Genomic DNA, 15,604 nt, shown 5'->3' with positions numbered 1-15,604 from the left:
GCTTCCGTACGCTCCTGCGGACGACGCGCGCCCCGCGCGCATGCCGCCGCCCCGCGCGCCCGAAGACACGCCGGACGCGCCGCGGCCGCCGCGCGTCGAGCGGCGAGCGTCGTCAAAGGACACGATATGGGATTGTCTCTCCAAAGGAAATGCGCCCCTTATGCACCGAGTTCGTTTCAGTAGCGTGTTCATGCGATGAGCTCATTCAGGATACCACAGATAAAGGGCCCCGCAGAGCCCTTCCATAACTAATTGATCCGCTTTCGTTACCCGCGCGCCCGCGCGGCGCCCACGCGCGTCCCTACTCCAGGTCAAGCCCCTTGATGAAGGCGAGCCACTTCTCGAACGACTCGTCGCTGATGGCGTGCTCCATCAGGCACGCCTCCCGCTCGGCCACGTCGGCGGGGATGCCGAGCGCCTTGTTGAGGAAGCACGACAGGGCCTCGTGGCGCTCGAGCACCGACGACCCGTAGGCGTAGCCCGTCTCGGTGAGCGTGATGTCGCCGTAATAAGGCTGCTCAGCGAGGCCCTTCTCCTTCAGGACCGACATCGCCTTGTTCACCGACGCCTTCGAGACGCCCATCTTGGCGGCGACGTCAACCGAGCGCACCGAGGCCTCGGTGGTCGCCCCCAGCATGACCATCGCCTCAAGGTAGTCCTCATGCGACATGGACATCTTCTCCATGGCTTCCTCCTTCACGCAGATGGAGACATGGTAACACAAGAGGCGAGGGGCGCTCCTACCCTTTCGGGCCCTCCAGGGAGCGGCCCATGTCGGCGACCATCTTCTCGGCCGCGCCGCAGCCCCCGCACGAGCAGCCCGAGCTGCACGCGCCGGCGTCCCCGCAGTGGTCGCCGCAGTCGCAAAGGCCGCGGTGCGTGATGCGGCGGACGGCCCACGCTGCCCACGCGGCCATGGCCGCCAGCATGACGACGGTTCCCGGCGTCAAGACGAGCTCCTTCATGACAGGTCCTTTCCCGCGCGCCCCCGGCGCGCTCTCACGCGGGCGCCCCGGCCGCCCGCGCCGCGCCGCTCAAGGCGCGGGGCGGGCAGGTTGCGCGGGGCGCGCATTCGCCAAGTCTTCTAGGCGGCTTCGGCCGCGGCGTCGAGCTCGCGCTTCGCAGGCTCGTCCTCGAAGCGCGGCATCGGGCGAAGCAGCTGGAACAGCAGGGCGGCGGCGACCGCGATGGCGACCACCGTGAAGACGCCGAAGCTCACCTCGCCCGTGGCCAAGCCCACGAACTGGTAGATCATGAGGCCCACGCACCACGCGAAGCCGCACATGTAGCCGATGGTCGCCCAGGTCCACTTCGCGCTCATCATCTGGCGGCGGATGGTGCCGATGGCGGCGAAGCACGGCGCGCACAGCAGGTTGAAGGCGCAGAACGCCATGATCGCGGCGGACGACCCGCCGAGCATGGCCGCGAAGCCCTCCCACAGAACCGGGTCGGTCTCGCCGAGCTCGCCGAGCTGCGTGAGGATGCCCACCGTGGCGACCACGTTCTCCTTCGCCACCAGCCCGGTGATGGAGGTGACGGCGGACTCCCAGTTGCCGAAGCCCAGAGGCGCGAAGACCCACGCGAGCAGGTTGCCCAGGCCCGCCATCAAGGAGTTGTCCAGATATCCTTCCATCTCGACGTCAAGCAGGCCGAACGCGCCCTCGTAGATGCCGAAGTTCATGAGGAACCAGATGACGATGGTCGACAGGAAGATGATGGTGCCGGCTTTGACGATGTAGGACCTCACGCGCTCCCACGTGGCCAGAGCAACGCTCTTCGCCGTGGGGATGTGGTACTGCGGGAGCTCCATGATGAACGGGGCCACCTCGCCGGCGAAGCTCTTGAGCTTCTTCAGCATGATGCAGGAGACGATGATGGCAGCCAGGCCGAGGAAGTAGAACAGCGGGGCCACCCACCAGGTCGCCTCGGAGTCGCCGCCCACGAGCGCGCCGAACACGAGCGCGATGATCGGCATCTTCGCGCCGCAGGGGATCATGGTGGTGGTCATGATGGTCATGCGGCGGTCCTTCTCGCTCTCGATGGTCTTGGTGGCCATGACCGCCGGCACGCCGCAGCCGCTCGCGATGAGCATGGGGATGAACGACTTGCCCGACAGGCCGAAGCGGCGGAACACGCGGTCCATGACGAACGCCACGCGCGCCATGTAGCCGCAGGCCTCGAGGAACGACAGCATGAGGAACAGCAGGATCATCTGCGGGACGAAGCCGAGCACGGCGCCGACGCCGGCGACGATGCCGTCGACGATGAGGCTCTGCAGCCAGTCGGCGCAGCCGATGGCCGAAAGCGCGTCGGACACCACCGGCGTGAGGCCCGGGTGCCACAGGCCGAACTCGGCCGGGTCGGGCTCCTCCTCCGCGAGGGCCTCGAGGGCCGCCTCGCTCGCGCCCGCCTCCTCAGCTGCGGCGACCTCTTCCTCCCACGCGCCGACGGCCTCGTCGAAGGCCTCGGTGTTCGTGTAGAGCCAGCCGTCGCCGAACAGGCCGTCGTTGGCCCAGTCGGTCACCACGCCGCCGCCGACCGAGACGGCCACGAAGTACACGCAGAACATGATCGCGATGAAGATGGGGATGCCGAGGATGCGGTTGGTGACCACGCGGTCGATCTTCTCGGTGGTGGTCATGCCCTTCGCGGACTTCCTCACGCAGGCGGCGCATACCTCGGTGATCGCGTCGTAGCGCTCGTTGGTGATGACGGACTCGGCGTCATCGTCCTCGGCGTCCTCCACCGCCGCGCGGATGGCCTCGACCTTGGCCAGGTCGGATGCGGGGAGCTTGAGCGCGTCGACGGTGAGCTGCTCGCCCTCGAGCAGCTTGATGGCGAACCAGCGCGCGTTCTCGGGCCTCACGCGCGAGCCCAGGATGTCGATGACCTTGCCGAGCGCCTCCTCCACGTCGTCGGAGAAGCGCAGGGTCGGCGCGGCGGGCGCGCCCTTCCTCGCGGCGGCGACGGCGGCCTTGACCACGTCGGCGGTGCCGCGGCCCTTGAGGGCGGAGGTCTCCACGATGGGGCAGCCGAGCGCCTCGGAGAGCCTAGCCACGTCGACCTTGTCGCCGTTCTTCTCCACGAGGTCCATCATGTTGAGCGCGATGACCACCGGCAGGCCCAAGTTGATGATCTGGGTGGTGAGGTAGAGGTTGCGCTCGAGGTTGGTGGCGTCGACGAGGTTGACGACCACGTCGGGGCTGCCGCTCATGAGGTAGTCGCGCGTGACGATCTCCTCGGGGCTGTACGGGGACAGCGAGTAGACGCCCGGCAGGTCGGTTATGGTCACGTCCTTGTCGCGGCTGTACCTGCCTTCCTTCTTCTCAACGGTCACGCCGGGCCAGTTGCCAACGTACTGGTTGGCGCCGGTGAGGTCGTTGAACATGGTCGTCTTGCCGCAGTTGGGGTTGCCGGCAAGCGCAATGTTGATTCCCATGGTTTCCTTTCCTTCTTGTTGACGCTGACGCGATCTGGCAGCCGTCCTGCGGGGCGCTCGCAGTGGCGGCCAGAAAGTTAACGTATTCTAACTGCTGGGCTTAAAAATATGCGCTCATCAGCGCATACTCGCGAAGCTGTTCTTTAGAGCACCAGCACCTTCTCCGCCTCATCCTTGCGGAGCGAGAGCTCGAAGCCGCGGACCGTAACCTCGATCGGATCGCCGAGGGGGGCCACCTTGCGCACGTAGACCTCGGTGCCCTTGGTGATGCCCATGTCCATGATGCGGCGCTTGACGGCTCCTTCGCCCATCAGGCGGCGCACGACGGCGGAGTCACCCACGGCAACGTCGCGCAGGGTCTTGTCTTGCTGTGCCATCGTCCTTCCTTTCACGTGAACGACTAAACGGGTCTGCTTCCTTTGGGGGAATCGCATGCGAACGCGACGGCCTGGCGGTCGCAGCACGAGCTGCGCGCGCAGGATGCGAGTGCACGCCAACGCCAAGCCACGCGCCAACGCCGCAGCGCCAGGCCGCAGTGCAAGCGCATGTTGCGCGAACGCGTTCACGCGCGCGCAGCTGCGCATTCGCTCGAGCACACGTCAGCGCAGACGCACGCCGGCGCAAGCACGTGCTGGTGCCAACGCGCTAGCAGGTGATGATCTTCGACGCCACCGACCTGTCGAGCGCGACGCGCGCGCCCTTGACCTCGACGATCAGGTTGCCGGAGCTCCTGGAGATGACACGTACGTCCGCACCTTCGACGAACCCGAGGTTCTCGAGGTGATGATGTACGTCGCCTTTTCCGCGAACCTTCACAACCCGTGCGCGACCGCCCTCGCCCAAGAAGGTCAGCGGCATCTGCTGCATGCGCACCTTCGGCTCGGCCGAGGCGTAGGCTTGGTTCTCAGCTGCCATAGCGTTCTGCATCTCAATTCCCATCAAAGTTAGCTACATGTAACACAAGTATTCTATAGCAAACTTTTTCAAAAAGAAACCCAAGGGAAACCTTTTTTGAAAATTTGTCCGCCTCGGATTACTTGCATACGAGAAAGCGGGGGCAGCAGAGCGGATGCGAGCATGCTCGAACCCAAGCGCCGCACGATGCGCGATAGAAGGTTCAGCTTCCTTTGCCTAAACCGCTTGCGAACAGGGCACTATGCGCTCAAGCTCCGAGGACAGCTTGCGACGGGCCATCTCCAGGTCATAGGCTGCCTGCGCGCGAAGCCAATAACCGTCCGTCAGCCCGAAGAAGCGGCAGAAGCGAAGATCGGTGTCTGCCGTAATGCTGCGCCTCCCCAGAACAATCTGCCCGACCCTCTGCGCAGGTATGCCCGTTTCCTTGGCGAGACGATACTGGCTGATGCCCAGAGGAACCAGAAACTCTTCCTTGAGAAGCTCACCGGGAGTAACAGGATCAAGCAAAGCAGCCATGTCCATCACCTCACGCATGGTAATCGACGATCTCGACGTTTTCCGCCCCTGCCTCGGTCCATGCGAAGCAGATGCGATGCTGGTCGTTGATGCGTATGCTGTACTGACCCGCCCTGTCCCCCTTGAGCCTCTCAAGCATGTTGCCCGGAGGAACGCTCAGATCCTGCAGGCTGCTCGCGACTTCCAGCTGACGCAGCTTCCTCAGCGCAACGCGCTCAAACCCTTCGAAGCGACGCACGCGCTTCAGCTCGGCAAGGCAACGCGTGTCCTTGTCCGCAAACGACACGATCATATAGTAACCTTTCGCGTTATTAACGTCAAACGTTATTACTGTGGGGATGACGCAAGCAGCTCGCGTAGCACGCCACCCGTGGTTTTCGCGCCGAATCACGTGCTGAAACACTTCTGTCACATACCCGCTCTAGTATACTGAGCCGCATGTACACCCCCGAAAGGTTGAATCCATGACGCAGAAAACTGACCGAGCCCGCGCGTTCGGGCAAAACCTCTATGTTGACACGCGCGGACGCTGCGACAAGCCCGTGCCGTTCACCCAAGCCGTCATCAACGGCCTGGCGGACGGCGGCGGACTCTACGTCCCGCAGGAGCTCCCCTCCTTCACGGTTGACGAGATCGTGAGCCTCGCGAAGCTCCCCTACGCGCAGCGCGCCGCCACCGTCTACCGGGCGTTCAACGTCGACCTGCCCGACGAGAAGATCGACGAGCTCATGACGCGCTCCTACGGCGACAACTTCGACACCGAGGACATCTGCCCCATCACCTCCCTCGACGAGAGCACGCACGTGCTCGAGCTGTGGCACGGCCCCACGAGCGCGTTCAAGGACATGGCCCTGCAGTGCCTGCCGCAGTTCTTCTCAGCCAGCGCCCAGGCCCTGCGCGACCGCGGCGAGCTTGACCACGAGTTCTGCATCCTCGTCGCCACCTCGGGCGACACCGGCAAGGCGGCGCTCGAGGGCTTCAAGGACGCCGACGGCGTGCGCATCGGCGTGCTGTTCCCCGACGGCGGCGTGAGCGACATCCAGCGCAAGCAGATGGTCACCACCACCGGCGCGAACGTGCAGGTGTGGGCTGTGCGCGGCAACTTCGACGACTGCCAGACCGGTGTGAAGCGCGTGTTCTCCGACGGGGACTTCGCCGCCAAGCTGCTCGGCGAGCACAAGGTGGCCCTCTCGAGCGCGAACTCCATCAACTGGGGGCGCCTGCTTCCCCAGGTGGTCTACCACATCTCGAGCTACGCCGAGCTGGTGGCCGCTGGCAAGGTCGAGGCGGGCAGCCCCATCGACGTGTGCGTCCCCACGGGCAACTTCGGCAACATCCTGGCCGCATGGTACGCCAAGCAGGTGGGCACGCCCATCGACACGCTCATGTGCGCCAGCAACGAGAACCGCGTGCTCACCGACTTCATCAACACGGGCGCCTATGACATCTCCGACCGGACGTTCGTGCTCACCCCCTCCCCCTCCATGGACATCCTCGTCTCGTCAAACCTCGAGCGCCAGCTGTTCGAGCTCACCGGGCGTGACGCGCAGGCCATCACCGGCTGGATGCGCGACCTCAACGAGAAGCGCTGCTTCCGCGTTGACGCCGACACCTTCGCACGCGTGCGCGAGACGTTCGTAGCCGACTCCATCGACAACGCCACGTGCCTCGCCACCATCAAGCGCGTGCTCGACGAGCATGACTACCTGCTCGACCCGCACACCGCCGTGGCCTACGCCGTGGCCCAGAACGTGCGCGGCGAGAACCCCGTGCTCATCGCGAGCACGGCGCACTGGGCCAAGTTCGGCAACAACGTGTACCGCGCCCTTCACGCCCTCGAGCCCGCGCAGGAGCTCCCCGCAAGCGTGGCAGCCCTCACCGGCTGCGAGCTCAACGAGCTCATCGCGCAGGAGACGGGCAAGCGCGACGTGCCCGCCGGGCTCGCGTCGCTCGACTCCATGCCCGCGCGCTTCTCCGAGGTCATCGACAACGACGTGGCGAGCATCGAGGCAGCCGCCGAGAACTTTCTGCGACGCTGAGCGCGAAAGCATGCGAAAATAGATGAAGCAGACCACCCGCCGCGCCATGCGGCGGGTTTGCGATAGACACGGAGGAACGCGCATGGACCAACTGACCAAGCTGGAAATGGGGATCAAGCTCTCCATCAAGAACCCTGGCTCCGAGAGCGACTCGGCCTTCGGCCGCGGCATAGCCAGCCTGTGCTTGGGCGTGCGCGAGCGCGGCTCGCTCAACGCCGCAGCCAAGAGCATGGGCATGGCCTACAGCAAGGCATGGCGCATCATCAAGGACACCGAAGCCGCCTTGGGGATCCAGCTGCTCAACCGCGACGGCGCGCACGGCAGCGAGCTCACCGAGGAGGGAAACAAGCTCCTCGACTCCTACCTCGCCATCGAGGAGACGCTGTGCGCACAGGCCCAGAGCCTCTTCGACGAGATGGTCAGCTAGCCGCGTCCTCCTGCAGCGGGACGGCCTGCGCGCCTTCTCCCCCGAGCACCGGCTCGTAGGGAGGGACGAGCTCGACCGCCCACGTCTGACCGGGGTCGGAGCGGTTTCTCACCTCGAGCCGCACCGACCACGTGCGCAGGTCACCCCTTCCCTCGGCTTTCGGCTCCTTTGCAGGATCCTTTGGATCGCCCCCTGAGCCCACCCCGTCGAGCTGCGCCTTCCTCTCCAGCTGCGGGTTGCTGCCGAAGCGGTACATGCAGCCGTAGCACACGTCCATGTCGTCGAACAGCGTCGTCTTGCACACCGGGCACGTCTTCATCGCCCAACCTCTCCTTCCGTCGTCCGCTTCTTTCCTCCGTCATCCGTCACCTCGCTGCCGCGCGCTGCTCGCACGGCGACCTCCAGCACGTCTCCCGCCTCGAGCCACGGTCCCGCACGCGCAAACCGCTCCGCCACCGCCACAGCGCCCCGGCACGCGCATCGCCGACGCGGCCCCACGTTGCGCCGCACCTCCACGACAACGCCCTCCCTTGACACGAAGGCTATGTCGAGGGCATGCCGCATGCCGAAGGTGTGCACGTCGCAGCAGGGAACGAGCACGTGAACCGCCTGGTCAGGCATGCGGAAGAGCAGGCCTCGCGCCCGCGCGCGCCACGTGGTCAAAAGCTCGACGCCCGTCACGCCGCGCGCTGGACGCGCACCACCACGCTCGTCCCCGCAGGCATCTGCGCGCATGACACCATCGCCCACCGGCACGTCCCCTCCTCCTTCTCGAACGTCGCGACGCCCGCCGCGCCGCTCTCGTACCCCTGCCATCCGCGCTCCTGCAGACGTGCGGCCACATCCACCAGGGCTTCCCGTGCGCCGCAGTCCATCGAGAAGCCCACCACCGTCCAACCGTCAGACGCCATCAGGTCCCTCTCGTTCGCGAGCGGGAAGAGCTCGTCCGAGAACCAGCGCGGCGCCTCGCCCGCTGCGGCCAGCTCTCCTGCGAGGACGTCCTCTCCAGCCAGCATGCGCCTCGTGAGGTCCCGCACGTGCGCAGGCTCTGCCGCGGCCTTCGCCTCGGCATGCGCGCCCGCCGCGGTCTTTGCCGCCGACGCCTCGTCTGCCTGCAAGGCCGCTGCGGCAGCCTCTTCCGTCGACGCCCCCGCTGCTTCTCCGCCTGACGCGCTCGCATGGCCGACCGTCACGCCGCAGGCCAACGCGAGCGCCAACGCAGCCACCACACCTGCGGCCCTTCGCAAGCGGGCCGCCTGGACGCCGAGATCAGCCGCCACGTCAGCCACCTCCCCTCCCGTCGAGCCGCTAGAGCAGCATGCCCGGCTTGTACGTATCCACCACGAAGCGGTTCTCGTGCTCCAAGGCGGGCAAGGCGACTCCGAGCACCTCGTCCCTCAGCCCCAGGCCGAAGAGCGTCGGACGGTAGCGCATCTTGAGCGCGAACGCCGCATGCCCCTGCCAGTCGCGGCTCACCTCAACCGAGACCTCCACGTTCTCGAGGCCGACCGCCTCCTCCACCATCGACTCCACGAGCGCCGCCGACTGGTCAGCGTCCTGCCCATACGCAGGGGATGTGGCGCAGAGGCGCACGGCGTTGCGCCCCACGCGGTCGAACTCGGCGCAGGTCGAGAAGAACGCGAGCGCGTTCACCGCGATGACCGCCACCACGATCACCGCCGGCAGCACCACCGCAAGCTCAACCGTCATCTGGCCGCGCTCGGAGCGCAGCAGCGCACGCCTGCTCATTCCCATGCCCTCGCTCCCGCAGCCGCTCCCACCGCCGAGCGCACCTTCTGCGCGCACACGGCGACGAACCCGCGCGCCTCGTCAGCCGCGAAGGACGGCAGCGCCAGCTTCACGGGGATGCGCACGCCTCCTACGGGCAGCTCGACCGAGGCCACCGTCACGCCGCCCTCGGCGTCGTCCAAAAGGCCGAGCGCACCGTCCTCCACGTCGTCGACGAGCCCTGCGAACAGGCTTCCCGATCCGCTCGAGGTGGCCAGCGCGCGTCGCTTGGCCTCTCTGAAGCGCACCGAGAAGGCATCGTCGCCCGCCTCCGCCACGCGCCCCGTGTTCACCAAGACGGGTTTCAGGGCGTCGAGCTTGACCGGCTCGAGCCCGCAAGCCGCCACCGCGTCGCGCAGCTTGCCCGACGCCCAAGCGCCAAGCCCGCTCGCGCTCGCGAGCGGCAGCGACCCAAGCGCGCCCTCGATCGCGCCCGAGAGCGCCTCCTGGCCTTGCGCGAACGCGCTGAGCAGCCCCGACCAGCAGTCGAGCACCACGCGCGCCGCTCCCACGGCCGCGCCGCCGCCCTGCCCGAACCCGTCGAGCAGCGACGTGATGACCGTCGATCCGTCATGGCCCGCATCAGCCAGAAGCGTCGCGCCCGACACCGCCGCGCGTGTGCCCAGCGTGCGGCCGCCGCTCACGAACGCGCTCTCGAACCCCGCGTCAGCCGCCGACGCGTCAACGTTCACCACCAGGGCGATCGCGCCTTTCGCCCCCGGCGGCGACGCCGCTATGCGCTGCGGGCCCAGATCGGCCATGGCCTGCGCGCAAGCGTCGATGAGCCCGCCGGCCCTTCCCTTCACCTCCTCTGCCTTCGGCGCGAGCTCCTCCCGCGCCCGGGCGTAATCTTCGGCAGCGCGCGCCACCGCCTCGTAGTGGTACTCGAACCCGTTGTCGATGGCCGTGGAGGCAGCTGCCACGTTCCCCAAGCTCGAGGGCGTGAACGCGCACAGCTCGCACGTCTGGTAGCCGCCCTCCTCCAAGCTGCGGATCGACCCCGCACTCACGGCGCCTGCGGCGTTCGGGCACCCCGGCCACGCGTGCATCGTCAGCACTCCGTCCCGGTCGGTCACGGGGTAGACCGCCTCGTCGTAAAGCGGCGTGGAGCGCAGCTCCTCGGTGCTGCGGAACAGGCGTGGGAAGCGCGCCTCGAACGCATCGGGCGTCTCCACCACGTACCCGGTCGAGAGCTGCTCGGACGCGTAGGCGTAGAAGCGCTTGCGCAGCTCGGAGTTCGCCTGCTCGGCCACGCTTGACGACGCGGGGTGCTCAGCCGCCAGGCGTGCCGGGTAGTACGCCTGCGCGCGCCTGAGCGCCACGGAGAACGACCAGGCGTCGACGCTGCGGTAGAGCGGGTTCTCGTCGGCGGGGAGGCTCGCCAGATGATCGGCGCGCTCGTACATGCAGTACGCGGGGCTCGCTCCGCAATCGCGCTCGAACGCGCGCAGCTTGGCCTCGTTGGCCTGCTCGGCCGCCTGCTCAGCGCGCCCAACCGCCGCGCGGATGTCCTCCGCGCTGTCGGAAACCGCCTTCCCTGCGTCGGAGACGGCCTGCGCGTCGGCGATGCTGATGGGCTTCCCCTCGAAGGGGACGAGCACCGCCGCCGCGAAGTAGCCTGCGACGGCGCCTCGCGGGTTGTTCGCCGCCGCAACCGACGCCGCGTTCGCCGCCGCCAGAAACGGCAGCGCCCGCTGCAAGGCGTTGAGCCCCGCCTCGGCCTTGCGCGCGAACGAGTCGCGCGCCTCGGCCATCTTCTCCCCCAGCTCGACGAGCTGCCCGCCGATGCTCGCCCCTGCCGGCACGCACAGCGCGACCGCGCCGAGCCCGCACGCGCTCGCCGAGAGCATCGTCATCGACAGCACGGCGGCGTCGCACACGCGCACGGCCACCATGAACTCCGCCACCTCGTTCTCGGCTGTCAGCACGGCTGCGTCGGCCACCTCCTGGATCTCGGCGGAAGCCGTGTTTATCCGGTACACCTGCGCTGACGAGAACACGAGGGACAGCGTCACCAGAAGGGCCACCGCCATGCCCACCGTGGTGACGCCGCTCTCGTCGCGGAACAGCGACAGGCGGACGCGCCTTCTTGCCCTCATTGCCACGCTCCTATCCATCCCGCCGGGTCAAGCCCGCTCGCATCGTCGGCCACCCACGCAGGCTGCGCGGGCTGCTCGACGCGCACGCTCACCACCAGGTTCCCCCGCTCGTTCGTCATGCCGAGGAAGGCCGCGCCCGCGCCGATGAAAGGGAGCGGCTTCACCTCGGTGGATATGGACACGCCCACCCGCTCCGACGCCTCGCCGCCCTCAAGCCCTATCCTCCACGTGCACGCGCCTCCGTGCACGTGGAACAAGTCCTGCTCAGGCACTGCCCCCAGCCGCCGCCGGATGAAGTCCTCGTCCACCCGCGCGTCCCCCGCCGAGGTGGCGAGGAGGCGGCAGCCCTCCGCAGCCGCCCCCTGCATCACGATGCGGTCGTACAGGATGATGCCCGGCTGCACGAGCAGCAGGACCAGCACCATGACCACCGGCAGCGCGAAGGCCGCCTCGACCGTGGCCTGCCCGCGCTCGCATCGAGCGAGGCGGCGCAGCCCGCGCATCGCCGCACACGTCACCGCAACCTCCTCACGCCTCATCAGTAGACGAACACGTCCGCCAGCCAGCCGACCGACATCTGCACGTGGTGCGACGCCGCCGACAGCGCGTGCCCGACGAACATCCCCGCGTCGAGCGCCTGGTGAAGCGCCCCGAGCGCGACCACCACGCACAGAAGCGCCCCCAGCACGATGGCGTACTCCACCGTCGACTGCCCCCGCTCATCGCTCACAAGCCGTTGATGCCATCGGCGATAGCGTTCCAGAGCTCTTCGAGCTTCGGCCGGAACAGCGTGATGGCGATGATCGCGATCACCACGAGCACCCCCACCAAAATGGCATACTCGGTAGTGCCCTGGCCGCTCTCGCTCGCCAGCCTCGCCCGCGCGCGGCACCACCCCGACGCCATGCGCGCCCCCATGCGCCCCCACGCGCCGCGCGCACGCGCAAAGCCTCTCCGAACAGCCTCCATTCTTCCCATGACCCGTCCTCCTCTCCATCAGAACCCCTCTATCAGCTCGAGCAGCACCGGCCCGAGCACCATGATGAGCATGGCGGGCAGGATGAGCACGCCCGTCGGCACCATCATCTTCACGGGCGCCTTGGCAACCTGCTCCTGCCGGCGCGCCCGATAGCTCACGCGCGCCTCGTGCGCCGCCGCCTCCAAGCTCTCGGCCATCGACGAGCCGAAGCGAAGCGAGCGCACCATGCCCTCGACCACGCGCCTGAGCAGCGGCGAGTCATACGAGCTCGCAACGCTGCGCAGCGCGTCGTCGCGGCGCGCCAAACCGCAGCTCCACTGGCGTTGCGCCAGGCCGAACGCCTCGGCGAGCAGCGTGTCGAAGTGCTCGACGTACAGCTCCACGCTGCGGTCGAACGAGAGCCCGCTGCGCATGCCGAGCGCCACCACGTCGAGCATCTCGGGCAGGTGCCGTTCCATCTCCTGCGCGCGGCGGCGCACGCGGCGCCCCACCGCGGCGGGCAGAAGGCACCATCCCGCCATGCCGCCTGCGACGAGGAGCAGCGCCGCAAGCTCGCCCGAGAACACCAGCCCCACCGCCAAGCCTGCGCCCGCGCCCGCAAGCGCCAGGCGCACGCGCGCCTCGCCGAAGCCCTCGGGCGTCAGCTGCCCGTCGAGCCCCGCGGCGCGTGCCTGCCCCAGGGCTCGCGGCGCGCGCGTCCAGCGTGCGGGAAGCAGACGCCGCCCATGCCCCAGCGCGATTCGCCTCCCCAGGTCGACCGCAAGCGAGAGCGCGGCCCCGTCCAAAAGCCCCGCGTCGCCGCGCGCGTCCGCGCCCCGCCTCGACGCGCCCGCCGGCGCACCTCCTGCGCGCATGGCGCGCACATGCCGCCGGCGGCGGCGCTCCTCCGCGTACGCGCTCCACAAGCTGAAGCCCGCGCCTGCCGCGCACGCCATGCCAACGCACGCCAGCCCCGCCTGGCCAACTGCCGTCATCGCCATCACCCCGCCTCGACGCGCAGCATGCGCCGCACGATGAGCACGCCCGCCGCCTGCATCGCGAGTGCCACCCCGAGCAGGGCCACGCCGACGAAGCTGCTGAAGAACGGGGCCAGAAAGTCGCTGCTCGCCAGCGAGAACAACGCCACCAGCACGAAGGGCATCAGCGTGACGATGCGCGCCGAGAGCTTCGCCTGGGCCGTCTGCACGCGCAGCGACCGCATGAGCTCGAGCTCGCCTTCGACCGACTCCCGCGCCGCCTCGAGCACCGGCGCCACGCTCCCGCCGCTCTGGTGCTGCACGTCAAGCGCCACGGCCACGAACGCGAGCTCGGGAACGCGATGCCCGTCACGCAGCGCCTCGAGCGCCTCGGACGTCGGCGCGCCCATCTCGACTCGCCGCGCAGCCGCCGCGAACAGATCGCCGAGCGGGCCCTTCACCTCATGCGACGTCTGCTGGAGCGTCTGCAGGAGCGAGAGCCCCGAGCGGAAGCACACGCCCATGCAGCGCAGCGCCTCCGGCACCTCCTCCCGCATGCTGAGCGAACGCTTGTCCGCCGCCGAGCGCAGCGCCGCCACAACGCCGCCCACCGCGCAGCATCCCACTGCAGCGCCGCACGCCGCCGAGCCCGACAGCGCCCACGCCGCCGCCGACGCGCACACGAGCATGCCGAGCGCTGACGAGAGCAGCTCCTCGGCACCCGCCACGTACCCCCGCGCGCCGGCCAAGGACGCCGCTCCCCTCGACGCCTCAGCCACCGCCGGCACCCGCAGAAGGCGCCGCGCCACCGGCCTCAGCGGCGCACACCCCTTGCACAGGATGAGAAACGCGCGCTCGCGACTGCTTGAGGCAAGCGCGCTCGCGGAGAGCCGCCAGCGCAAAGCCGCGCGCCACGCCGCAGCCCCCGCCAAGCATCCCGCCGCCAGCGCGAGAAGCGCCGCCGTCACCGCCCAAAAGCTCGCCGCTCCCATGCGTCCACCTCCTCTCGCGTCGCCACGCGGCGCTCCACGACCTCATCCAGGCAGGCCGGGCGGCGCAGCCATGAGCCCGCCCCTGCATCGCCGAGCGCGTCGCGCACGTACACGCGCTCGACCACGCAGCGCCGCCGCTCGCGGTCGAACCCCACCTCAGCCACCTGTGACAGGAAACGCGACCCGTCAGGTGCGCGCGCCACCTGCACCACGTAGTCGAACGCGCCGCCGATCTGCGCCTCGATGGCGTCCACCGGCAGGTCGACCGCGTAGCGGACCATCGTCACCATGCGGTCGACCACGTCTTCGGGCGAGTTCGCGTGCAGCGTGGTCAGCGACCCCTCATGCCCCGTGAGCATGGCCTGCAGCATGTCGATCGCCTCACCCGAGCGACACTCCCCCACGATAATGCGGTCGGGGCGCATGCGCAGGGCGTTCACCACCAGATCCCGTATGGTCACCTCGCCTTCGCCCTCGGCGTTGCGCGGACGGGCCTCCAGGCGCACCACATGCGGATGCTGCTCGAACTTCAGCTCGGCGGAGTCCTCGATGGTTATCACGCGCTCCTCGTGAGGGATCAGGCACGACAGCGCGTTGAGCAGCGTGGTCTTGCCGCTTCCCGTGCCGCCTGACACCACCACGTTCTTGCGGGCGCGCACGAGCCACCCCAGGAACACCCGCAGGCCGGCGTCGAGCGAGCCGCGCCGCTCCATCTCCTCGAGCATCATGACGCGGCGCGAGAAGGCGCGGATGGTGAGCACCGGCCCGTCGGGGGACACGGGCGGTATCACCGCGTTCACGCGATGCCCCTGAGCGAGGCGCGCGTCTACCATGGGCGACGCCTCGTCTATGCGCCGTCCCAAAGGCCCGATGATGCGGTCGATCAGCACGCGCACCTGCTCGTCGCTCTCGAACCTCACGGGGCTGCGCTCCAGCTTGCCGTCGCGCTCGAAGTACACGCTGCGCGAGCCGTTCACCATGATCTCCGTGACGCTCTCGTCGTCGATGAGCCCCTCCAGAGGGCCCATGCCGAACACCACGTCGATGAGCTCGTCGGCCAGCCGGCTCTTCTGAGCGCCCGTGAGGTCGGCCCACTGGGGTTCGGCGAGCGCGCCGCGGCACGCCGTGCGCAGCTCGTTGCGCGCGCGTTCGGGGTTGCTCGCCATGATGACGGCGATGTTCTCGAGCGGCACGCGCCTCTTCACGTCACGGCGCAGGTCCTCGACGCCGCGTCGGCGCGGGGAGGCATCCCGCCCCCTGGTCGCGTTGGCGCCCTCCGCGCTGCGCACGCGCTCTGCGAGCGTCATGTCCTCACCTCCTCGCCGACGGAAGCGCCCGCGCGCACGTCAGCCGGCACGCCTGCGAGCGCTCGCGTGGGCGCAGGCGCCTCGCGTGCGCGCCGACGCGAGCGACGCGCGAGCATCCCGCCCCGCCCCGCACGCTGCCCGCGCGCC

Annotated in this window: 20 protein-coding genes; 2 read left to right on the top strand and 18 right to left on the bottom strand. The window is 68.6% G+C overall.

What is annotated here, in order from left to right:
- Window positions 1-301: 301 nt before the first annotated feature.
- The 7 genes from HRL41_RS10115 to HRL41_RS10085 form a co-directional block, all read right to left on the bottom strand.
- The gene (locus HRL41_RS10115; RefSeq protein WP_172136918.1) at window positions 302-685 is read right to left on the bottom strand and encodes a metal-dependent transcriptional regulator; all 384 of its coding nucleotides are present in this window, start codon (window positions 683-685) and stop codon (window positions 302-304) included.
- Between the two features lie 55 nt (window positions 686-740).
- Complete coding sequence (locus tag HRL41_RS10110) at window positions 741-965, bottom strand: hypothetical protein (protein ID WP_172136916.1); 225 nt, start codon at window positions 963-965, stop codon at window positions 741-743.
- Between the two features lie 119 nt (window positions 966-1,084).
- Window positions 1,085-3,439 carry a ferrous iron transporter B gene (locus tag HRL41_RS10105; protein ID WP_172136914.1) on the bottom strand — a complete coding sequence of 785 codons (2,355 nt, stop codon included), beginning with the start codon at window positions 3,437-3,439 and terminating at the stop codon, window positions 1,085-1,087.
- A 143-nt stretch (window positions 3,440-3,582) separates the two neighbouring features.
- Window positions 3,583-3,816 carry a FeoA family protein gene (locus HRL41_RS10100; protein ID WP_165171997.1) on the bottom strand — a complete coding sequence of 78 codons (234 nt, stop codon included), beginning with the start codon at window positions 3,814-3,816 and terminating at the stop codon, window positions 3,583-3,585.
- 268 nt (window positions 3,817-4,084) lie between these two features.
- Window positions 4,085-4,354 carry a FeoA family protein gene (locus HRL41_RS10095; protein WP_253904849.1) on the bottom strand — a complete coding sequence of 90 codons (270 nt, stop codon included), beginning with the start codon at window positions 4,352-4,354 and terminating at the stop codon, window positions 4,085-4,087.
- 216 nt (window positions 4,355-4,570) lie between these two features.
- Window positions 4,571-4,870, bottom strand: coding sequence for a HigA family addiction module antitoxin (locus tag HRL41_RS10090; protein ID WP_253904848.1), 300 nt, complete (start codon window positions 4,868-4,870; stop codon window positions 4,571-4,573).
- Window positions 4,871-4,880: 10 nt separating this feature from the next.
- On the bottom strand, window positions 4,881-5,162 hold the full coding sequence (locus HRL41_RS10085) for a type II toxin-antitoxin system RelE/ParE family toxin (RefSeq protein ID WP_165172001.1): 282 nt from the start codon (window positions 5,160-5,162) through the stop codon (window positions 4,881-4,883).
- A gap of 172 nt (window positions 5,163-5,334) precedes the next feature.
- Here HRL41_RS10085 and thrC point away from each other — a divergent pair, with 172 nt between their 5' ends.
- Together thrC and HRL41_RS10075 are read left to right on the top strand one after the other, a co-directional pair.
- On the top strand, window positions 5,335-6,909 hold the full coding sequence (gene thrC, locus HRL41_RS10080; protein ID WP_172136910.1) for a threonine synthase: 1,575 nt from the start codon (window positions 5,335-5,337) through the stop codon (window positions 6,907-6,909).
- An 82-nt stretch (window positions 6,910-6,991) separates the two neighbouring features.
- Window positions 6,992-7,336, top strand: a complete 345-nt coding sequence (locus HRL41_RS10075; protein ID WP_165172005.1) for a winged helix-turn-helix domain-containing protein — start codon at window positions 6,992-6,994, stop codon at window positions 7,334-7,336.
- On the opposite strand, the gene HRL41_RS10070 is transcribed toward HRL41_RS10075, so the two are convergent.
- Genes HRL41_RS10070 through HRL41_RS10020 form a run of 11 tightly spaced genes read right to left on the bottom strand, consistent with a single transcriptional unit; the run spans window position 7,329 to window position 15,457 of the window.
- Window positions 7,329-7,655, bottom strand: coding sequence for a hypothetical protein (locus HRL41_RS10070; protein WP_172136908.1), 327 nt, complete (start codon window positions 7,653-7,655; stop codon window positions 7,329-7,331). The genes HRL41_RS10075 and HRL41_RS10070 overlap by 8 nt on opposite strands.
- The gene (locus HRL41_RS10065; RefSeq protein ID WP_172136925.1) at window positions 7,652-8,071 is read right to left on the bottom strand and encodes a DUF192 domain-containing protein; all 420 of its coding nucleotides are present in this window, start codon (window positions 8,069-8,071) and stop codon (window positions 7,652-7,654) included. Before HRL41_RS10065 ends, HRL41_RS10070 begins: the two co-directional genes overlap by 4 nt.
- Window positions 8,014-8,616, bottom strand: a complete 603-nt coding sequence (locus HRL41_RS10060) for a hypothetical protein (protein ID WP_172136906.1) — start codon at window positions 8,614-8,616, stop codon at window positions 8,014-8,016. The genes HRL41_RS10065 and HRL41_RS10060 overlap by 58 nt, the downstream gene beginning before the upstream one ends.
- A gap of 28 nt (window positions 8,617-8,644) precedes the next feature.
- Window positions 8,645-9,085 (bottom strand): hypothetical protein, encoded by a 441-nt coding sequence (locus tag HRL41_RS10055; protein WP_253904846.1) that lies wholly within the window; start codon window positions 9,083-9,085, stop codon window positions 8,645-8,647.
- Window positions 9,082-11,223: a TadE/TadG family type IV pilus assembly protein gene (locus tag HRL41_RS10050; RefSeq protein WP_172136904.1), complete on the bottom strand. Its 2,142-nt coding sequence runs from the start codon at window positions 11,221-11,223 to the stop codon at window positions 9,082-9,084. The genes HRL41_RS10055 and HRL41_RS10050 overlap by 4 nt, the downstream gene beginning before the upstream one ends.
- Window positions 11,220-11,741, bottom strand: a complete 522-nt coding sequence (locus tag HRL41_RS10045; RefSeq protein WP_371808837.1) for a TadE/TadG family type IV pilus assembly protein — start codon at window positions 11,739-11,741, stop codon at window positions 11,220-11,222. The genes HRL41_RS10050 and HRL41_RS10045 overlap by 4 nt, the downstream gene beginning before the upstream one ends.
- Window positions 11,742-11,761: 20 nt before the next feature.
- Complete coding sequence (locus HRL41_RS10040) at window positions 11,762-11,953, bottom strand: hypothetical protein (protein WP_172136902.1); 192 nt, start codon at window positions 11,951-11,953, stop codon at window positions 11,762-11,764.
- Entirely contained in the window at window positions 11,950-12,201 is a 252-nt protein-coding gene (locus HRL41_RS10035; RefSeq protein WP_253904845.1) for a Flp family type IVb pilin, read from the bottom strand. Before HRL41_RS10035 ends, HRL41_RS10040 begins: the two co-directional genes overlap by 4 nt.
- A gap of 18 nt (window positions 12,202-12,219) precedes the next feature.
- Window positions 12,220-13,176, bottom strand: a complete 957-nt coding sequence (locus tag HRL41_RS10030) for a type II secretion system F family protein (protein WP_253904844.1) — start codon at window positions 13,174-13,176, stop codon at window positions 12,220-12,222.
- A 5-nt stretch (window positions 13,177-13,181) separates the two neighbouring features.
- Window positions 13,182-14,150, bottom strand: coding sequence for a type II secretion system F family protein (locus HRL41_RS10025; protein WP_172136900.1), 969 nt, complete (start codon window positions 14,148-14,150; stop codon window positions 13,182-13,184).
- The gene (locus HRL41_RS10020) at window positions 14,123-15,457 is read right to left on the bottom strand and encodes a CpaF family protein (RefSeq protein WP_172136892.1); all 1,335 of its coding nucleotides are present in this window, start codon (window positions 15,455-15,457) and stop codon (window positions 14,123-14,125) included. Before HRL41_RS10020 ends, HRL41_RS10025 begins: the two co-directional genes overlap by 28 nt.
- Window positions 15,458-15,604 lie beyond the last annotated feature (147 nt).

Source organism: Adlercreutzia sp. ZJ473 (assembly GCF_013185065.1).
Lineage (GTDB): Bacteria > Actinomycetota > Coriobacteriia > Coriobacteriales > Eggerthellaceae > CAAEEV01.
The sequence above is the reverse complement of the archived record's forward strand: the minus strand, read 5'-3'. Positions and strand labels throughout refer to the sequence as shown.